At 70.5% G+C, this 18,520-nt stretch carries 18 protein-coding genes; 9 read left to right on the top strand and 9 right to left on the bottom strand.

All coding sequences use genetic code 11. The features are described 5' to 3' along the window. Positions 1-68: 68 nt before the first annotated feature. Complete coding sequence (locus tag AB0H43_RS23040; protein WP_360002154.1) at positions 69-1,595, top strand: glycosyltransferase family 2 protein; 1,527 nt, start codon at positions 69-71, stop codon at positions 1,593-1,595. Then, positions 1,583-3,190, top strand: a complete 1,608-nt coding sequence (locus AB0H43_RS23035) for a hypothetical protein (RefSeq protein ID WP_360002152.1) — start codon at positions 1,583-1,585, stop codon at positions 3,188-3,190. The genes AB0H43_RS23040 and AB0H43_RS23035 overlap by 13 nt, the downstream gene beginning before the upstream one ends. A gap of 4 nt (positions 3,191-3,194) precedes the next feature. Here the strand turns inward: AB0H43_RS23035 and AB0H43_RS23030 are convergent, their stop codons facing one another. The 3 genes from AB0H43_RS23030 to AB0H43_RS23020 are packed head-to-tail and all read right to left on the bottom strand — an operon-like array spanning position 3,195 to position 4,605. Continuing rightward, positions 3,195-3,491, bottom strand: a complete 297-nt coding sequence (locus tag AB0H43_RS23030; RefSeq protein WP_360002150.1) for a DivIVA domain-containing protein — start codon at positions 3,489-3,491, stop codon at positions 3,195-3,197. Positions 3,492-3,520: 29 nt separating this feature from the next. Then, on the bottom strand, positions 3,521-3,922 hold the full coding sequence (locus AB0H43_RS23025) for a VOC family protein (protein ID WP_360002148.1): 402 nt from the start codon (positions 3,920-3,922) through the stop codon (positions 3,521-3,523). Between the two features lie 8 nt (positions 3,923-3,930). Further along, a complete protein-coding gene (locus AB0H43_RS23020) occupies positions 3,931-4,605 on the bottom strand; it encodes an endonuclease V (RefSeq protein WP_360002146.1) in 675 nt (224 codons plus the stop codon). 75 nt (positions 4,606-4,680) lie between these two features. Between AB0H43_RS23020 and AB0H43_RS23015 the strand changes: the two genes are divergently transcribed. After that, positions 4,681-5,232, top strand: coding sequence for an RNA 2'-phosphotransferase (locus AB0H43_RS23015; protein ID WP_360002143.1), 552 nt, complete (start codon positions 4,681-4,683; stop codon positions 5,230-5,232). A 1-nt stretch (position 5,233) separates the two neighbouring features. Here the strand turns inward: AB0H43_RS23015 and AB0H43_RS23010 are convergent, their stop codons facing one another. The 5 genes from AB0H43_RS23010 to AB0H43_RS22990 form a co-directional block, all read right to left on the bottom strand. Beyond that, complete coding sequence (locus AB0H43_RS23010) at positions 5,234-6,157, bottom strand: ADP-ribosylglycohydrolase family protein (protein ID WP_360002141.1); 924 nt, start codon at positions 6,155-6,157, stop codon at positions 5,234-5,236. Positions 6,158-6,203: 46 nt separating this feature from the next. Then, the gene (locus AB0H43_RS23005) at positions 6,204-6,398 is read right to left on the bottom strand and encodes a DUF397 domain-containing protein (RefSeq protein WP_360002139.1); all 195 of its coding nucleotides are present in this window, start codon (positions 6,396-6,398) and stop codon (positions 6,204-6,206) included. A gap of 176 nt (positions 6,399-6,574) precedes the next feature. Beyond that, on the bottom strand, positions 6,575-6,778 hold the full coding sequence (locus AB0H43_RS23000; protein WP_360002137.1) for a DUF397 domain-containing protein: 204 nt from the start codon (positions 6,776-6,778) through the stop codon (positions 6,575-6,577). An 89-nt stretch (positions 6,779-6,867) separates the two neighbouring features. Continuing rightward, positions 6,868-7,764 (bottom strand): helix-turn-helix transcriptional regulator, encoded by an 897-nt coding sequence (locus AB0H43_RS22995; protein ID WP_360002135.1) that lies wholly within the window; start codon positions 7,762-7,764, stop codon positions 6,868-6,870. Positions 7,765-7,872: 108 nt separating this feature from the next. After that, positions 7,873-8,130, bottom strand: coding sequence for a DUF6232 family protein (locus tag AB0H43_RS22990; protein ID WP_360002133.1), 258 nt, complete (start codon positions 8,128-8,130; stop codon positions 7,873-7,875). 474 nt (positions 8,131-8,604) lie between these two features. Between AB0H43_RS22990 and argS the strand changes: the two genes are divergently transcribed. The 5 genes from argS to AB0H43_RS22965 all read left to right on the top strand — a co-directional run bounded on the left by argS (position 8,605) and on the right by AB0H43_RS22965 (position 16,606). After that, positions 8,605-10,275 (top strand): arginine--tRNA ligase, encoded by a 1,671-nt coding sequence (argS, locus tag AB0H43_RS22985; protein WP_360002131.1) that lies wholly within the window; start codon positions 8,605-8,607, stop codon positions 10,273-10,275. A 175-nt stretch (positions 10,276-10,450) separates the two neighbouring features. Beyond that, on the top strand, positions 10,451-11,947 hold the full coding sequence (locus tag AB0H43_RS22980; protein ID WP_360002129.1) for an aldehyde dehydrogenase family protein: 1,497 nt from the start codon (positions 10,451-10,453) through the stop codon (positions 11,945-11,947). Between the two features lie 122 nt (positions 11,948-12,069). Then, positions 12,070-15,141, top strand: a complete 3,072-nt coding sequence (locus AB0H43_RS22975) for an FtsX-like permease family protein (RefSeq protein WP_360002127.1) — start codon at positions 12,070-12,072, stop codon at positions 15,139-15,141. Beyond that, on the top strand, positions 15,138-15,983 hold the full coding sequence (locus tag AB0H43_RS22970) for an ATP-binding cassette domain-containing protein (RefSeq protein WP_360002125.1): 846 nt from the start codon (positions 15,138-15,140) through the stop codon (positions 15,981-15,983). The genes AB0H43_RS22975 and AB0H43_RS22970 overlap by 4 nt, the downstream gene beginning before the upstream one ends. Then, a complete protein-coding gene (locus AB0H43_RS22965; protein WP_360002123.1) occupies positions 15,980-16,606 on the top strand; it encodes an ATP-binding cassette domain-containing protein in 627 nt (208 codons plus the stop codon). Before AB0H43_RS22970 ends, AB0H43_RS22965 begins: the two co-directional genes overlap by 4 nt. Here the strand turns inward: AB0H43_RS22965 and AB0H43_RS22960 are convergent. After that, positions 16,603-17,505, bottom strand: a complete 903-nt coding sequence (locus AB0H43_RS22960; protein WP_360002121.1) for a LysR substrate-binding domain-containing protein — start codon at positions 17,503-17,505, stop codon at positions 16,603-16,605. The two genes, AB0H43_RS22965 and AB0H43_RS22960, sit on opposite strands and share 4 nt — an antisense overlap. 126 nt (positions 17,506-17,631) lie before the next feature. On the opposite strand from AB0H43_RS22960, the gene AB0H43_RS22955 reads away from it, so the two are divergent. After that, entirely contained in the window at positions 17,632-18,513 is an 882-nt protein-coding gene (locus AB0H43_RS22955; RefSeq protein ID WP_360002119.1) for an NAD(P)H-binding protein, read from the top strand. Positions 18,514-18,520 lie beyond the last annotated feature (7 nt).

Below are 18,520 nucleotides of genomic sequence, written 5' to 3'. Positions count from 1 at the left end.
GCTCGGCTGTGACGGGGCTCACAGCGGGCTGAACGCAGGACGATCACCGGGCCGGGTACCGCTTCGTCGTGAGCGAACGCAACCCCCGGCCCGGCCGGTCGCCCCATCGGCTGCTGCGCCTCGCGATCGTCCTCATCGGACTTGTGGCGGTCGTGACGGCCGCCGTCCGATGGCTGGACGCCTTCCTCGTCGCGGTCTCCGTCTTCATGCTGGTCGTGGCGGTGACCACGCTGGCCTTCCAGCTCTACAAATGGTGGCTGCCCGAGCACAACGACCCGATGCGCTACGGGCGGCCGGACGAGCCACGGTTGCCCGGCGTCGTCCTGGTGCCCATGCGGCACGAGGAGGCGGTGGTCGAGGAAACCCTGCGCCGGCTCGCCGGCTTGAACCATCCGGAGTACTGGGTGGTGCCGATCGTCGACCATCGGGACGATCCGGTGACGGCCGACATCGCGCACGCCATCGCCCGCGAATTCCCCAGCCGCGTCCTCGTGTGCTCCTATCCCGAGTCCACCGACGTGCACAACAAGCCGATCGGCCTCAACGCGGCGGTGCAGCTCCTCCAGGAGATGGGCATCGTCTACGAGTGGATCGGCATCGCCGACGCCGAGGACCTGTTCCATCCCGATCTGCTGCGCTGGGTCGATTACCGCTTCCGGCTGACCGGCGCCGGGATCGTGCAGTGCGGCGTACAACTGATGAACTTCGCGGCCGACGCCACCCACGTGCCGCCGCGGTCGGGGCCGCTCAACCGCGTGCGCCGCTGGTTCGCGGCGCAGACCAGCGCCTGGTGGCGTGCCGCGAACGTGCTGGAGTACTACAAGTGGTTCCAGTCACGGCTGAAGCTGCAGGCCGCGACCCAGGTCATGCCGCTGGGCGGCAACACGGTCTTCTTCCGCCGGGAGTTCCTGGACGCGTTGCGGGAGCGCTACGGCATGTGGTGGGACGAGGAGTGCCTGACCGAGGACTGCAAGATCGGCATCCTGGCCTCGGTGCTCAAGTTCAAGGTGGACGTGGTCTACGTCGACCAGATGGTGACCCGGGAGGAGACTCCGGAGAGCCTGCGGGCCTTCCTCAAACAGCGCGTCCGCTGGATGCAGGGCTTCATCCACGTGTTCTTCGAGTTCGACTGGGTGCGGCTGCCCACGATGGCGCAACGGGTGCTCGCCGTCTACGTCCTGGGCTTCCAGTTCTTCCAAGCCTTCACGGGAGTGTTCGCGCCGTTCGCGCTGGTCCTCGCCCTGACCCACAAGTCGCCGATCGCGATCGCGCTGCTCGCGACACTGCCGTTGGCGCTCAGCGTCTTGAGCGTCGTGCTCGACGTCCTGCTGCTGCGGCAGTTCGGCCAGGTCTTCCAGGAACGCACCCGGCTGCGCGACTACGCCGGGCTCGTGCTGGGGGCGTACCCGTATCAGCTGGTCCTGTCGCTGGCCGCGGCCTGGGCGGTGACCCGCTACGTGCTCGGGCGCAACAGCTGGGTCAAGACCCACCACGCGGGCTCGCACCTCACCTCGCCGCCCGCCGCGGTGCCGCGGCAGGCTCGCGAGACCTCGCCCTACATCGGCAAGGCAAGGGTACGCACATGGCCACGCTGACGACTCCGACCGAAGAGATCAAGGCGATCCTGTCGCCCGCCCGGCGGGCCGCGACGGGCAGCGCCGGTTGGCTGCGCAAGCATTGGGTGAGCCTGGCCCTCATGGTGCCGGTGCTGGCGCTGACCGCCTTCGTGCACCTCAAGGGCAGCGGGAACTTCCCGCGCTACACCGACGATCCGGGGACCTATCTGTCGCAGGCGTGGTCGGTCGTCTACGAGCACCGGCTGTCGCCCTACTCCTACTTCTACGACCACGCGCCCGGCGGCTGGCTGCAGATCGCCGCCTGGGCCGCGCTGACCCGCGGGTTCGACCGTTACGACTCGGCGCTCGCCTTCGGCACCGAGTGCATGCTGCTGGCCAAGCTCGCCTCGACCGGCCTGCTGTATCTGCTCGCCCGGCGGCTCGGGCTGTCCCGCGCCGGGGGAGTGGCGGCGGCGGCGTTGTTCGGCCTGACCCCGCTCGGGGTCGTCTACGGGCGCTGGGTCTTCCTGGACAATCTCGTCACGCCCTGGCTGATCGGCGCGTTCGCGCTCGCGTACGCCCCGAAGCGCAGCATCGGTGCGGCGACCAGCGCGTCGGCCGCCTTCGCCGTGGCCGTCCTGACGAAGGAGACCACCCTCATCCTGCTGCCCGCCTTCGTCTGGGCGATGGCGCAGAACCTCGACCGGCGCAACCGCTCCCAGGTCGTCACGGTGTCGGTGTTCACGGGAGGGATCCTGCTGCTGCTCTACCCCCTGTACGCGTTGTACAAGGGCGAGTTGTTCGCCGGACAGGGGCACACGAGCCTGCTCGGGACGGCCGCGTGGCAGCTGGCCGGCCGCGAGGGCAGCGGCACCATCGCGGACGCCGGGAGCCCCGCCCGGCACCTGTTGGAGTCCTGGCTGGTCCTGGACCGGTTCGTACTCCTCGGCGGATTGGTGGCCCTGCCCTTCGCGTTCTGCGTACGCCGGCTCCGCCCGGTCGCGCTCGCCCTGGGTCTCGGCTGGTTCGTCCTGCTGCGGGGCGGCTACGTGCCCGCGATGCACGTGATCCTGCTGCTGCCGTTCAGCGCACTGCTCATCGTGGCCGCACTGGAGGCCGTCGCGGGGACTCCGGCGCTGACCGAGCAGGGCGTCTTCCGCGTACGCCCGCTGGGCCTCTGGGGCATCGACGGCCGACGCCGGTTGGCGGCGGTGCTCGGTGCCGCCCTGCTCGGCTTCGCCGCCGTGACGTGGACTCCGTCGCTGAAGGAGATGACCGGGCCGCATCCGACCCCGCCGCTGCGCTCGGCACTCAGGTGGACCGTGGCGCACGTGCCACCGGGCAAGGTCCTCGTGGTGCACGACTCGTTGTGGGTCGACCTCGTCCAGCGATATCACTACGAGCCGCGCCCGATCATCGCGCACAAGCTAGACAGCGACCCGGCGGTCAAGGCCGCGGTCGATCGCATCGACTATCTCGTCGTGCCCAATTGGTACTACCGCTCGGAACTGGGCGACATCCCGACCTTGGGCAAGGCCCGCGAGCACGCGACCGTGGTCGCCAGCTTCGGGTCGGGCGACGACGGCGTACGCGTCTATCGGGTCGACCCCAAGTGGAAACCGGCCGGTCTCTAGCGCGCTAGAACAGCGGGTCGCCGCCGCGGTGCGGGCCGACGGCCGCCTCGATCCGGGCCAGCGACGCACGGATCTGCGCCAGCTCGCCGAGGACCGCACCGTCGCTTGTGGACGCGGGTGGCTCGTACACCGGTTGGACCCCCGAGCGCAGGCGGGCGATCTCGGCGTAGAGCACCGTCAAGGTCTGCTCGACGGCGTCGAGGAAGGCGTCGACCCCCTCCTCGTCGTAGCCGCGCCGGCCGAGGGCCGGCTTGCGAAACGCGACGGTGCGGATGTCCTCTGGCGTCAGCAGCTGCCCCATGAGCGTGAGGCTAGCGCCGCCCCGCAACGCTACTCGGGCTCACCGAGCTCCTGGAAGATCGTCAGCTGGAGGTCGGCCGGCCCGTCCAGCCGGGCGTTGAGGGAGTTCCACGGGGTCACCGTCGGCTCCGCGATCACCTCCGCGCCCGCCTCCCGCAGCTCGGCCGTCACCATCGCCGAGTCGGCCACCTCGAAAGCCACCCGGATGTGCCCGGCGACGCGCTGCCCGACCTCCACCTTGTCGATGTACGCCGCGTGCCGCCGGTCGGTGATCTCCAGCGTCGCCCGGCCCGCGTCGAGGATGGTCACGTGGCCGCCTTCGCTCACGAACGCCGCCTCCTGCTCGAGCCCGAGCACGTCCCGATAGAACCGCAGGGCCTCGTCGTAGTCGTCGGCCGTCACGACGAGCCGCAACTGCTTCACCTTCGCCATGTTTCCGATCATGGCACGGCGGCGCGCAGAGCGTCGCGGGACAGCCGGTCGGCCTGGCGGGTCGTCTCGGGCAGCCGGTAGCCGGAGGTCAGGTTCAAGGTCACCGAGCAAGCCCCGTCGAGATCGATCAGATGCCCGGCCGACACATAGACCGGCTTGACCCCCGTACGCGTCCGCAGCGCCCGGCCGACGACGTCGCCCTCGAACACGAGGTCGGCGGAGTCCCCCCGGGAATCGCCGACGGGAGCGTGCGAGCCGACGAAGGCGGTCTTGCCGACCCCGAAGGCCGGTACGCCGGTCAGCAGCCCGAAGTGGCAGGCGAGCCCGAACCGCCGAGGATGAGCGACTCCGTAGCCGTCGCAGACCACGACATCGGGGCGATGCCGCAGCCCTTCCCAGATCCGCAGCAGGGTGGGCAGTTCCCGGAAGGCGAGCAGCCCCGGCACGTACGGGAACTCCGCCCGCCCGACCAGCGAAGCGGACTCCACGACCTGCAGAGTGGCCGCGTCGAGGACGACGATCGCCCCGGCCACCAGCCCGTCGGCGTCCTCCGAATCCGCGTACGCCACATCCACCCCGGCGACCAACGCCGGCGGTCGCGGGAGCGGGACGTCTATGCGTACTTGATCACGCAGGCGCTCTTGGAGCACGATCGCCTCGTCGGGGGAAGCGGGAAAGGTCACCGTCAGATCTCCTTACAGTCAATATCCAGGAAAATGCCGCGACAGTCGTGACATTCCGCTCCTACCGTCGATCGCATGGATCTGGTCAGAACCAGCAAGCGCCTGTCGTACGTCTTGCGTCACCGGCCTGACAGCATCGGCCTGACGCTGGGCGCGGGCGGCTGGGTCGGCGTGGACGAGCTGTTGCGCGCCTTGGCGCGGCACGGCACCCGAATCACCCGCGATGATCTGAAGTACGTCGTCGAACACAACGATAAACGTCGCTTCATCATCGACGGCGACCGCATCCGGGCCAACCAGGGCCACTCGGTGGAGGTCGACCTCGGTCTCGCCCCGCTGACGCCACCGGCCCGGTTGTTCCACGGCACGGCCCGGCACAACCTCGACCCGATCTTCCTGGACGGCCTCGTCCGGGGTACGCGTCACCACGTGCACCTGTCGGCCGACGAGGAGACCGCACGCAGGGTTGGCGCCCGGCACGGTTTGCCGGTGGTGCTCGCGGTCGACGCCGCCGCCATGGCGGGCGAGGGGCTGCTCTTCTACCGCAGTGAGAACGGCGTCTGGCTCACCGATCATGTCCCGGCCCGCCACCTGACCGTCGTGCGGAGCACCGCCCGGGTCGGCTGAGTCACCCTGCGCGGCTCGCCCACTCGGGCAACGGCTCCCTGGCCGCGAGCATCTCGGCGGGTACGCCGGAGAGCCCGGTGCGCGCGCCCACCACGCCGCCCACGATCGCGCACGTCGTGTCGACGTCGCCGCCGGCCGACACGGTGGCCCACAGGGCATCGGTCAGGTTGTCCAGATGGCGTGCGGCGCACCAGATCGCGAAGGGAACCGTGTCGGGCGCCGACACCTGCCAGCCCGAGCCGACCGTGGACGCGATCCACTGTGGATGCATCGAGAACGGCGCGTCCTCGATCCGCCGCAGGCGTGCGGCCACCTCGCCGTCCGGCGTACGCGCGAGGACGCTCTTGAGCAACGACGCCCCGGACACGCCGCGGACCGCCAGCGCCGCGGCCACCGCCACGGCGACCGCGCCCGCCACCGCCTCCGGATGGGCGTGCGTGACCTGTGCGGACAAGGTGGCCTGCTCGACGACGAGCGTCATGTCCTGGGCGAACCACGCGCCCAGCGGAGCGGCCCGCATCGCGGCGCCGTTGCCCCACGAGCCCATCCCGTCGAACTGCCGGGCGGTCACGTCGGCCCAGGAGTCGCCTTCGAAGATCTCGCGCAGGACACTGTGCATCGACGGCCCGTAGCCCCGGTACGGATCCGACTGGTACGAACTGGCGAACCGCTGAGCCAGCTCGTCCTGATCCACCTCACCCTTGTCGAACAGCAACCGCAGCAGCACGATCGCCATCGCGGTGTCATCGGTCCACGGCCAGGGCGGGCGTTGTGGCCGCCGCTGGGCGAGCATCGCGGCGACGTCGCCCTCGGGGCGGAACCACGTCTGCCCGAACGCGTCGCCCAACGCGAGCCCCTGCAGCGAATCGAGGGCGGCACGCTCGAACGCGGCTGCCCTGAACCCCACCTCTCCGTACGCGGTCACGCACGAATAATGCCGAATACCCCCGACACCGCGCGAACCGGTTCGTTCAGCGATCGAATTCGCCCTCCCGCACGCCGGCCAAGAATGCCAGCCATTCGGCGCGGGAGAAACGCAGGACGGGACCCTGGGGGTCCTTCGAATCTCGGACCAGTACCTCGTCGTCGAGGACGGCCACCTCGACACAAGCGCTGTCGCCACATCGGGCAGACCGGCGCCAGGACGCGGGGGTCGGGTCGGACATCAGGCTCACCTCCGCCAAGGCTGGTCTACAGCGTACGAAGGATGAGCCACGCGCTGGAAGCGTCGCACTACGGAATGGCACGACGAGGTTTGGCCAAACCGGGGGGAATCCGATAGGTCGGGCACTCCCGGAGCATTGACAGGCGTCGCCCCTCCGGGAGCCCACGTCGCCGGTGGTCAGTTCGAGAAGCGGAACTGTCCGTCCTCGACGCCACCGAGGAAGGCCTCCCATTCGCGACGAGTGAAGCGCAGGACCGGACCCGAAGGGTCCTTGGAGTCCCGAACCAGGATCTCGTCGCCCTGGGACGCCGCCTCGACGCAGGCGCCGTCGCCACACCGCTCGCTACGCTCCCAAGCGATCGGTGACAGGTGAGTGGTCACGTGTGTGGATTCCCTTCAGTTTTCATGGCAAACGCGACACTCACTGGCCACCGCCCGATCGAGTTCCGGCCAGCTGAGCCCTTATGGCGTCAAGTCGACCTCGTGGGCGCTTGATCCGGTGCTTCCAGCAGCCGGGCGACTCGCTCCTCGAGTAGCCGCTCGGATTCTTCCTTGCTGAAACTTTGCTGCCAGAGGAGGTCGAACAGCTGCAGATGCCGCCGGACCTTCTCGGGCGTGGTCACCAGTTCGTCCACGAGATGACTCTCGCGGTAGAGCACCGAATCGTCGTCGCCGTCCAGCGACATGACGGAGAACGGAAGCCCCAGCGCGACGATGGCCGGCACCCTGAACGGCACGATGCGCAGCTCGATCCGGCCGCCCCGCAGGTCGGCGAGAAGTTGCCGGAGTTGACTGGCGAAAACGGCGGGACCGCCCACGTCGCGATAGAGGACCGACTGATCCAGCGCGACCAGGTACGCCGGGGGCTGTGGGCGGGCCAGGACTTGCCGACGGCTTAGCCGGAATTCCAGCCGGACCGCCCGTTCCTCCTCGCTCAGCTCATCACTCCAGCTGGAGATGACGTGCCGGGCGAGTTCGGGCGTCTGCAGCGGGCCGGGCACGAGGACCGTCTGGAACGCGCGAATGACCCTGGCGTGGCTTTCGAACTCCACCAACGCCTTCATCGCGGGGGTGAGGAATTCCCGGAAGCGCGGTTCGTCCCAGGTGCTGCGCTTGCGGGCCTGGCGTGCGTCGTTGACGAGGGCTTCCACCGTCGGCCCGTCGGTCACACCGAGAATCTGAAGCAGCGCGCGGGTGTCGGTGGCTGAGATCGAGTTCTCGCCGCCCTCGATCCGCTGCAGCTTGGACAACGACCAGTCCAGCGAAGCGGCCACCTCTCCCTGGGTAAGGTCTTTCGCCTCGCGCGCCTTGCGGAGCGCGAGGCGAAGCCGGTGCCGGGCCACTGCCGGCGAGCCCTGGGTAGCCATGACGGTTGTCGCTGTGCCTCTCGTCAGCCCCGATCTGCGGTGTCGCAGATGGATATATAGCCGTCTGGAGTAACGCGCTGACCCCCTTTGTGTAACGAGTTGGCTTCGTCAGACGATGTCCCGGTGTTCCAGCGCCCGGATCAGTGCTCGCTTGATCTGACCGAACAGTCGTTCGTCCGTCGTCGTGAACAGGCAGATCGACCGCCCGTGGTAGACGGCGCGCAGTTCGTAGACCGGCCGGCGATGCCGGTAGACCTCCACATGCACGTCCCGCAGCTCGCTGATGACGAACGCGGCGCCGGGGTCGCGTACGAGGAAGACCTCGTGGGTGACATGGGCGGTCGGCCCGCGGTAGTAGGTAGGCATCCACTCCCTCCTCGGTTGGACGACGTCGGCCAACGCGGCGGAGGGCATTGCAAGCGGGTTGCGGATGCGGGAAGATGGCATCGGATGGGTCCTCCCTCCTTCGCGATGGTGAGGTCCTCAGCGACGCCCGGTGACCGCCGGGCGTTCGCTTTTTCGGTGCTTGAACCGAGTATGAAAGCTCCTCATGCTTGATCGCTATACCGCGATCTGCGGTATAGCAGATTTCGGTTGTTCATTCACGGTGGAGAAGTAGGCCCCTGAGTAGGTAGGGTGGCCGCATGTTCGCGTACTCGGCCGCCTGCAGCCTTTCCGGTGCTGCCCTGCGCCCGGCGCGACGACGATTCACGGCTGACGTTCTCCGGTAAACCGGAGAGTCGCCGGGCGAGCCGCCCGCAGCGCAGTCAGCCGTTTTCCGCACCGTTCTCTCGCCGCCCATGACGGGCGGTCCGTTGTGCGTATCTTCAAGGGGTTTGCATGTCTATCGAGGAGCTTCTCGCCGCGCGGCTGCGGCCGGCTTTCGACCAGGTCGCGGGCGGTTCCGCCGACCCGGCCGTGCGCCGTTCGCAGCACGCCGACTACCAGGCCGACGGTGCGTTGGCCCTGGCCCGCGGGCTCGGCCGCGCGCCGCGCGAGGTGGCGGCGGAGGTCGTGGCGCGAGCGGACCTCGCCGGGCTCGCGGACCTTGAGGTGGTCGGGCCGGGATTCATCAACATCACCGTCCAGACGTCCGCGCTCCACTCACTCCTCCTGCAGATGTACGCCGACAGCCGGCACGGCGTTCCGGCAGTACCGTCGCCGCAGACGGTGATCGTCGACTATTCCGGGCCGAACGTCGCGAAGGAGATGCACGTCGGTCATCTACGGTCGACTGTCATCGGCGATGCCATCGTGCGCCTGCTGGAGTTCCAAGGGCATCACGTAACGCGGGTGAATCATCTCGGCGACTGGGGCACACCCTTCGGCATGCTGATCGAGCATCTGCTGGACATCGGCGAGCAGGAAGCCGCGCACGAACTGTCGGTCGGCGACCTGACCGGGTTCTACCAGGCGGCGCGGCAGAAGTTCGACGGCGACCCGGACTTCAAACGGCGGGCGCAGTTGCGGGTGGTCGCCCTTCAGACCGGCGACGCGACGACCCGGCGGCTGTGGCGGCTGCTGGTGGACGAGTCCGAGAAGTACTTCCTCTCGGTCTACTCCACGTTGGACGTGACGCTGAGCGCCGCCGACTTCCACGGGGAGAGCTCCTACAACGACGAGCTGGCCGACGTCGTCGACGAGTTGTCCGCGCTGGGTCTCCTGCGCGAGAGCGACGGGGCGCTGTGCGCCTTCCCGGCCGGCTTCACCGGGCGGGACGGCGCGCCGATGCCGGTGATCGTGCGGAAAGAGGACGGCGGGTACAACTACAGCGCGACCGATCTCGCCGCCTTGCGGCGGCGCTGCCGGGCGTACGACCGGGCCGTGTATGTCGTGGGTACGCCGCAGAAGCAGCATTTCGCGATGGTCTTCGCCGTGGGCGAGGCAGCCGGCTGGGTTCGGCCGGGACAGGTCGAGCACGTCGCGTTCGGCTCGATCCTGGGCGCGGACGGCAAAATGCTGAAGACTCGGGCCGGCGACTCAGTGAAACTCTCGGCGTTGCTCGACGAGGCCGTCGCCCGCGCCGCCGTCCTGGCGGGCTCGGAAGACGTGGCCCACGCGGTGGGCATCGGGGCGGTGAAGTACGCCGACCTGTCCGCCGACCGGGTGAAAGACTACGTCTTCGCGTGGGACCGGGCGCTGTCGCTGACCGGGGACTCCGGCGCCTACCTGCAGTACGCGTACGCCCGGATCCAGTCGCTGCTCGCCAAGGGCGGGGAGTACACCCCGGGCTTCTCCCTGGCATCGCCGGCCGAGCGGGCGCTGGCCCTGCAACTGCTCGGCTTCCCGGCAGCCGTCGCGGCGGCGGCCGACGCGCTGCAGCCGCATCGGCTGACCGGATACCTGCAGGCGCTCGGATCGGCGTACACGACCTTCTATGAGACCTGCCCAGTCCTGCGGGCGCCGTCGGCCGACATCCGCGACGGGCGGCTCGGACTGGCCGACCTCACCGGCCGGGTGCTGACACTCGGGCTGTCCTTGCTGGGCATCCGCACCCCGACCCCGCTGTAGCCGCTCTCTGGGGCGCTGCCGCTCCTTGGGCGCTGCCGCTTTGGGCGCTGGATCAGGGATATCGGTCGAATCTTGGGGCATGATTCGACCGATATCCCTGATCTGCTGGTCACCTGCCGGGGCGCTGCACGCCGTTGCCTAGCGCGCCGGGAGCCGAGGGCGGCATGATGGGCGGGTGATCAACGACGCTTACACCTCGACCAATCCCGCTCGGCTCGACGACGTGGTCACCACAGTGACGCCGGTCGACGAGGCGGCGATCGTGGCGGCCGCCCGCCGGGCGAAGGCCGCCCAGCCGGCCTGGGCCGACGTGCCCGCCCCCGTACGCGGTCAGGTGATCGCGAACATTTCGCGGCTCGTCGAGGCGAATGCGGAGGCGCTTGCCCGACTGGTGACCCGCGAGATCGGCAAGCCGACCGCGGAGGCACGGGGCGAGGTGCAGGAGATCGTCGACACCTGCCAATTCTTTCTGGGTGAAGGGCGTCGGCTCTATGGGCAGACGGTGCCCTCGGAGATGCCCGACAAGCAGTTGTTCACGTTCCGTACGCCGGTCGGCGCGGCGATGATCATCACGGCGGGCAACTTCCCGGTGGCGGTGCCGAGCTGGTACCTCGTCCCGGCGCTGCTCTGCGGGAACACCGTCGTGTGGAAACCCGCCCTGTACGCGGCCGCCTGCGCCGACGCCCTGGCCGAGCTGTTCGTGCGAGGCGGGCTGCCGGAGGGCGTACTGACGGTGGTGCACGCCGACGGGCCGGAGACCTTCGCCGGGCTCGGGTCGGCTCTGGAGGACGGCCTGATCGACAAGGTGGGCTTCACCGGTTCGACCGAGGTCGGGCGGGCCATCGGTGAGCTGTGCGGGCGTTACCTGCAGACGCCCTGCCTCGAATTGGGCGGCAAGAACCCGATGGTGGTGACCGAGGACGCCGATCTGACCTTGGCGGTCGAGGGCGCGCTGTTCTCCGGGTTCGGCACCGCCGGGCAGCGCTGCACCTCCCTCGGCACAGTCATCGTGCACGAGTCCGTCCACGACGAGTTCCTGGTGCGCTTCACCGAGGCGGTCGCGGCGGCCCGCATCGGCGACCCGACCGAGGACGTCCTCTATGGGCCGCTGCTGGACGAGAAGTTCGCGGCGGCGTACGAGAAGCACTTGGGATGGATCGCTCCGCATCACCGGGTCAGCGGACCGACCGGCCGGATCACGGCGGAGAGCCCCCGGGCCGGGTTCGTCGGCGACCCCGCGACCGGGCTGTTCTACCACCCGGTGATCGTGGCGGGCGTACGCCCGGGGGACGAGCTGTTCCAGCAGGAGACGTTCGGGCCGATCGTCGGCGTGACGGCGTACCGGACGCTGGGCGAGGCGATCGAGCTGGCCAACGCGCCCGGCTACGGACTGTCCAGTTCGATCTACACGACCGATCCCACCAAGGCGTTCACGTTCCGCCGGAAGATCTCGGCCGGCATGGTCAGCGTCAACAACTCCACCTCGGGAGCCGAGGCGCACCTGCCGTTCGGCGGCAACGGCCGCTCGGGCAACGGCAGCCGGCAGTCCGGCATGTGGGTGCTCGACCAGTTCACCCGCTGGCAGGCGATGAACTGGGACTACTCCGGCCGCCTCCAGAAAGCCCAGATGGAGGTCGCCGTCCTGCCGGCTGATCTTTCCTTCCGCCTGTAGGCGGATCGGCGGTGCAGCGTCTCTAGGCGGATCATGATCACAGCCAGGTTGGGCTGACAACCTGATCGGGTGGCCCGCGCGTTCCACATCCCGTGACGAGGTGGACTCTTCTCTGGCGGGGGATGCGGCATCGAGCGGGCCGATCCCTGCTCGTGCTGCTGATGGCCGCGGTGGCGACGACCGCGGCTGCCGCGGTTCCGGCGTATGTGGGGGCGGCGCAGGAGTCGGTGGTCCGGGATCTGCTCGGTCCCGGCTCGGCGATCGATCCCACGCTGACCGTCCAGCTGCCCACGACGGGCGTCGACGCCCAACTGGGTAAGCCGATATCGCTGGCGGAGGGGATCGGGCGGGCCGAGACGGTCCTCGGCCAGTCGCCCTACCTCGCCGGGCTGCGCGCCGGGCGGACGGCGTACGCCGACACGAATCTGAAGTTCACCAATGTGGGCGTCGCCGAGGTCGTGACCGGACACTACGTCTATCAGCCGGGCGTCTGCGACCAGGTCACGCTGACCGGGCGCTGCCCGGCTGCCGCGGGCGAGGTGATGGTCAGCGCGCGTACCGCCGAGCACTACAAGATCTCGGTCGGGGATCAGTTGCCGATCGCGCTCGGGCCGGCCGCCGACGTCGGGCGTACGCCGAAGGCCGGTGGCGGCAGTGCTCCGCTCGCGGAGACGACCCACCGGCCGCTGGTCGTCGGGCTGTTCACGCCGAAGGACGCGCTCAGCTCGGTGTGGGGCTCGCTGCTGCAGTACTCGCCGGTGCCGGACCCGCACCTCGGCGCCCGGTACTGGACGGTCGACGCGGTCTTCACCGGCACGCCTCAGGACGTGGAGGGGGTCGCCGGCGCGATCGTGCGGCGGGTCGTGGTCTTCCGGTTCGATCTGAGCACTGTGGATGGTGCGGGCGTCGGCCGGCTCGACACGGCCTTGCGGGACGCCACCCGGGGGCTGAGCGCTCAGCAGATGTCGTCGCGTTCGGCGATCCCGGCCGTCATCCAGGACATCCGCAAGGACCAGGACGCGATCGCGCAGTCCGTGCCGGTGGGTGCGGTGCCCCTGCTCGTGCTCGCCGTCGTCGTGCTCATGGTGCTGGTCGCGGCGTTGACCGAGGAGCGCGGTCCGGAGATCGCGCTCGCCCGCCTCCACGGGTACGCCCGGGGCCGGGTCGCGGCGTTCGGCCTGGCCGAGGTGCTCAGCCTGATCACCGTCGCGGCGCCGCTCGGGCTGCTGCTCAGCCGGGTCGTTTTGGCGGTGCTGGCGGGGCTCTGGCTCGCCCCGGACACGCCGATGCCCTGGAGCTGGACGCCGTTCGCCGCGGTCGGCATCGCGCTGCTGACGGCGTACGCGGCGGCGGCGGTCGCCTCCCGACGGGTGTTCCGGACGAGGGTGATCAACCTCCTGCGCCGGGTTCCGCAGCGGACGACGTGGCGGGCCGGCGCCCTGGAGGGAGCCGCGGTCGCCCTGGCCGTCGCGGCGTTGGTGACGACGGTGCAGGACCGGGAGTCGGGGCTGGCCGTGCTCGCCGCTCCGCTGCTCGCCATCGTCGTCGGCGTCGCCGGTGGCCGCCTGCTGAGCCTGATCGCGGCGGCCCGCGTACGCCAGACGCGCCGCCGCGCCGATCCGGTCGGCGTCCTCACGAGCGCCTCGCTGTCGCGCCGCCCTGGACGGCAGCGCATCGTCGTCGTGGTCGCCGTCGCCGCTTCGCTCATGGGGTTCTCCGCCGTCGCCTGGGACGTCGCCGCCCAGGCCCGCGCCGAGGCCGCCAACGGGGCGATCGGCGCGCCCGCGGTCTACCGGGTCAGCGCCGCCGGACCTCAGCAGTTGATCGAGGGAGTCAAGGCGGCGGTGCCGGACGGGTCGGCCATGGCCGTCGTACGCCGCGCCGAGTTCTTCAACGGCGACGTCGTGAACGTCATCGGCGTACAGAGTGATCGGCTGGCGAAGACGGCGACCTGGTTCGGCCACTCCGATGTGGACCTGGAGGCGATCGCCGGGAAGCTGCGGCCACCCGCGCCGCCACCGTCCCCGGTCAGTGGACGGCTGACGGTCACCCTGGACGCCACCGGGTTCAGCCAGGTCCCGTTGGAGGTCGCCGTCGAGGTGCGTACCGGGCAGCGGCAGCAGACGGTGGAACTCGGCAGGCTGCAGCCAGGTCTCCACGAGTACGCCGCTGAGGTGCCCCAGGGCGAGCTCGCGGTCCTGAAGCTGATCCGGCCCCCGGCCCAGGCCGAGACCGTGGTCGGAACGCTGACGGTCAAGCGCATCTCGTCGGCCCAGGGTGACGTGCCCGTCGGTGGAGCCGACGGCTGGCAGCCGGTCCTCCCCGCCGGGGTGAAGGTCGGCCTCACCGGCGACGCCGAACTGAGTGCCCGGATCGAGGCCGACGGCAACGGCGACATTCGGATCGCCCGGCTGCACGCCCCGAAGGCGCTGCCGGGCCTGCTCGCGGGGCCGATCCCGGCGGTCGACGCCACCGGTGACAGCTGGCCGTTCATGGCGTTCGCGACGCAGCCGCAGACCTTCACCACGACGGCCACCGACCGGGTGGTGCCCGGCGCGTCCGGACACGGCGTCCTCGTCGACGTCGACTACGGGCTGGCCCAGGCGCAGGACCTGACCGGTGCGGTCGACAACGGCACTGCGATCGTCTTCGAGGTGTGGGCCGGTGACTCGGCTCCCGGGGATCTGGTCGATCGCCTGGCGGCGCACGGCATCCAGGTGCGGTCGAGCCAGACGCTGCCGGCGTACGAGGATCGGCTGGGCCGCCGCGCCCCGGCCCTGGCGCTGCGTCTCTACGGCATCGGCGCGCTGGTGGCGATCCTGCTCGCGCTCGGCATCGTGCTGCTGGCCGTACGCGTGGGCGCGGAGCAACGCCGCTACGGCTCCGCCGCGCTCCTCGTCGCGGGCGTGCCCGAGCAAGTCCTGCGCAAAGCCGTACGCCGGGAGTTCGTCACCGTGCTGGGCTGGCCGGCCGGGCTCGGTTTCCTTTCCGGGGTGGCCGTCGCCCTGCTGCTGTTGCCCGGCATACCGCTGGTCACCACCGGGGTGACCGGCGAAGCCCGATGGCAGCCGGCGCCCGGCGCCTTGGCGGTCGTCGCCATCGCCTGCCTCGGCTGTCTGCTGATCGCCTTGCCGGTGGCGGTACGCCTGATCCGCCAGGCCCGGCCGGAACTGCTGCGGGGGGAGGCCCGATGAACGCCGTGGGTGTGAGCTGCCGGGGACTGGTCACGATCTACCGGCTGGAGGGGTACGAGGTGGTCGCCCTGGCCGGCGTCGACCTCGACATCCGGGCGGGGGAGGCGGTGGCGCTGCTCGGCCCGTCCGGCTCCGGCAAGTCCACTTTGCTCGCAGTGCTGGCCGGGCTGCTGCGCCCGTCGGCCGGGCGGGTCCACGTCGGCGGGGTCGACTTGGCGAAGGCGACCGAGGCCGAGCTGGCCCGGATGCGCGCCGGCGAGGTCGGCGTATGCCTGCAGAACGCCGATCGCGGGCTGTTGCCCTACCTCACGGCCCGGCAGAACGTCTGGTTCGCCCAGCGCCCGGCGGTCGGCCGGGAGTTGTTGCCGCCGGACGAGGTGCTCGCCCTCGTCGGGCTGACCGATCGCAAGCGGGTCGCGGTCGAGCCGACCAAGCTCAGCCCCGGCGAACGGCAGCGCCTGGCGATCGGCGTGGCCCTGGCCCGGCGGCCCGGTCTGCTGCTGGTCGACGAACCGACGAGCCAGCTCGACGCGGACGCCCGCGACGAAGTCGTGGACGCCCTGCGGGCGGTGCACAACGCGGGCACGACCGTCGTCGTGGTCACCCACGATCCGGCGGTCGGCGAGCAGATGGGCCGGACCGTGACCATCCGCGACGGCCGCGTCGGGGCGCAGGGCGTACGCGGGGAGGAGTTCGCGGTGGTGGGCCGGGACGGCTCGATCCACCTGCCGCAGGATCTCCTCGACCGCATGCCGCCCGGCACCCATCTGCGCATCGTGGACCAGCCGGACGGCAGCGCGCTGCTCGTCCCGGCGCCCGAGATCGAGGGAGACGACCGATGACGTTCTTGAAGCTCGACGGCGTCACCGTCGCGTACGAGCCGGATCGACCGGTCTTCGCCGGCCTCGGGCTTTCGGCGTACCCGGGGAGAATCATCGCGGTGACCGGGCCCTCGGGCGCCGGCAAGACGACGCTGCTGTGGACTCTCGCGGGCCTGATCCGGCCGCAGGCCGGCGAGGTGACCGCGGACGGTGAGCCGTTGCGCGGGCGGCGTGACGCGATCGAGCGTGGTGTGGCGTTGATCCCGCAGGGCAACGGCCTGGAGGCCACGCTCACCGCGAGCGAGAACGTGCTGCTGCCGCTGATCGCGGGCGGCGTGCCGGGCGAGGAGGCCGAGGCACGGACGACGACCGCGTTGGAGCGGCTGGGCCTGACCGGGCAGGCCGACCAGCTTGTGGAGGAGCTGTCCGGCGGCCAGCAGCAGCGCACGGCGATCGCCCGCGGCCTGGCCGCGAACGCCAAGGTGCTGCTGGCCGACGAGGTCACCAGCGAGCTGGACGCGGTCAACCGCCGGCTGGTCCTTGAACTGCTGCAAGAGGAGTGCCGTCGCGGCGTCGCCGTGGTCTTCGCGACGCACGACCCCCAGGCCGCGGAGGCGTGCGACGAGGTGGTCGCGCTGGCCTAGCCGAATCCACCACGAGCGCCCTGCGGATGAGGCTCTGCGTGGGTGGCTGCGATCGCGCAGGCAGCACGGACGAAGGCGGCGACGGCCGGGGAACGGGCGTCCTGGGGCCACGCGATGGCCAGCGTCGCCTTCGGCAGGTCGCTGACCGGCCGGTAGACGACCCCAGGGCGCGCGTTGCGTCGGGCGACCGAGACAGGCGCGAAGAACACGATGCTGCCTGTCTCGACGAGACTGAAGATCTCCGACAAGTTCGAGGCCGGCCGTGCTGCTCCGGGCCGGTTCGGCGCGGTTCGTCCGTCATCGGCCGGCGCGCCGCCGGGGAGGTTCCGACCGGCCAGATCGGCCAGGCACAGCTGGGCCCGGGCAGCCAGCGGGTCGGCGGCGGCCATGGCGACCAGGACCGGCTCGGTCAGCAGCGGCTCGCTGTCCAGCCCGCGGTCGTCCATGGGGCACAGCACGAGTGCGACGTCGGCGAGGCCGTCGCGCAGTGCCTGGGGTTGCTCGCCGAACCCTCCGAGAACCAGTTCGGCGGGCAGAGCGGCAGGGTCCGTGCGATAAGCCTCCAGGATCTGCGGCAGCAGGCCACCGTCGATCTCGGCCTTGAGCGCGATCCGCAGCCGCGGCGCCGCGCTGCCCGCGTGCCGCGCCCGGTGGGCGGCGGCGGTGACCGCCTCCAGAGCTGTTCTGGCGTCGCGTAGCAGGACCTCGCCGGCGCCAGTCAGCCGCACTTGCCGGGTGGTCCGCTCGAACAGGGGCACGCCGAGCTGTCGTTCAAGGTCCCGGATCGTGCGGGACAGCGGAGGCTGCGCCATGCCCAGCCGGGCGGCGGCGCGACCGAAGTGCAGTTCCTCCGCGACCGCGACGAAGTGGCGGAGCTGCCGCACCTCCAGGTCATTCATATCCCCACGGTATCAATCGCTACCGAAGTGGTCCTTCACCTGCGCCGTCGCCCCGGGTTGACTCGGAAGCGGCCGCCCGGAACACCTCGTGGGTTCGCCGTCGAATCGCTACACCTGGAGGCAACCATGATCGTCATAACCACCCCGACCGGTGACATCGGCCGGCAGGTCCTGGATCGCGTCCTGGGTCGCGGTGAGGCGGTCCGGATCGTCGTCCGCGACCCCTTCCGCCTTCCAGAGCAGGTGCGCGAGCACGTCGAGGTGGTGGAGGGCTCCCACGCCGACGCGGACACGATCGCGAAGGCACTGGACGGTGCCGACCGGCTGTTCTGGCTCGTACCCCCGGCCGGCTTCCGCGACGCCGGCCCCGCCAGGCGCTACTACGTGGACTTCTCCCGTGCCGCAGCCGAGGAGGCCGCGAGCCGGGGCGTACGGATGGTGCACGTCACCTCTCTGGGCCACGGTTACCAGGACGAGGCCGGGCTCCTGTCGGCCGCGCTCGACATGGACGAGCTGATCGAGCGCACCGGCGTGCAGTACCGGGCCCTGGCGCTGCCGTTCTTCATGGAGAACCTGCTCCGTCAGGCGCGACCGATGACGGAGCACGGGGTGTTCTCCATGGCGAACACGGCCGACCGGCCGCTGCTGAGCGTCGCCACCCGGGATGTGGCTGCCGCGGCGGCGGCGCTCCTGTTGGACACCGCCTGGAGCGGGCAGGCCCGGGTTCCCCTGGCCAGTCCCGACAGCCTGACGCCCGACGCGATGGCCGACATCATCTCCGAGACCCTGGGCCGCGCGGTGCGCTACCAGCAGGTGCCGCTGGCGGAGTTCCGCGCCCGCATGTCGCAGCTCGGCGCGAGTCCGGCGCTGGCTCAGGACATGGCAGACATGGTCCACGCGCAGAACAACGGAATCTACGAAGCCGAGCCCCGCGACCCGGCCACCGCCACCGCCACTGCCTTCCGCCAGTGGTGCCAGGACATCTTGAAGCCGGCCGTCCAGCCCTGAGGAGTGC

Source organism: Hamadaea sp. NPDC050747 (assembly GCF_040654195.1).
GTDB lineage: Bacteria > Actinomycetota > Actinomycetes > Mycobacteriales > Micromonosporaceae > Hamadaea.
This window is presented reverse-complemented; position numbering and strand designations above follow the sequence as displayed.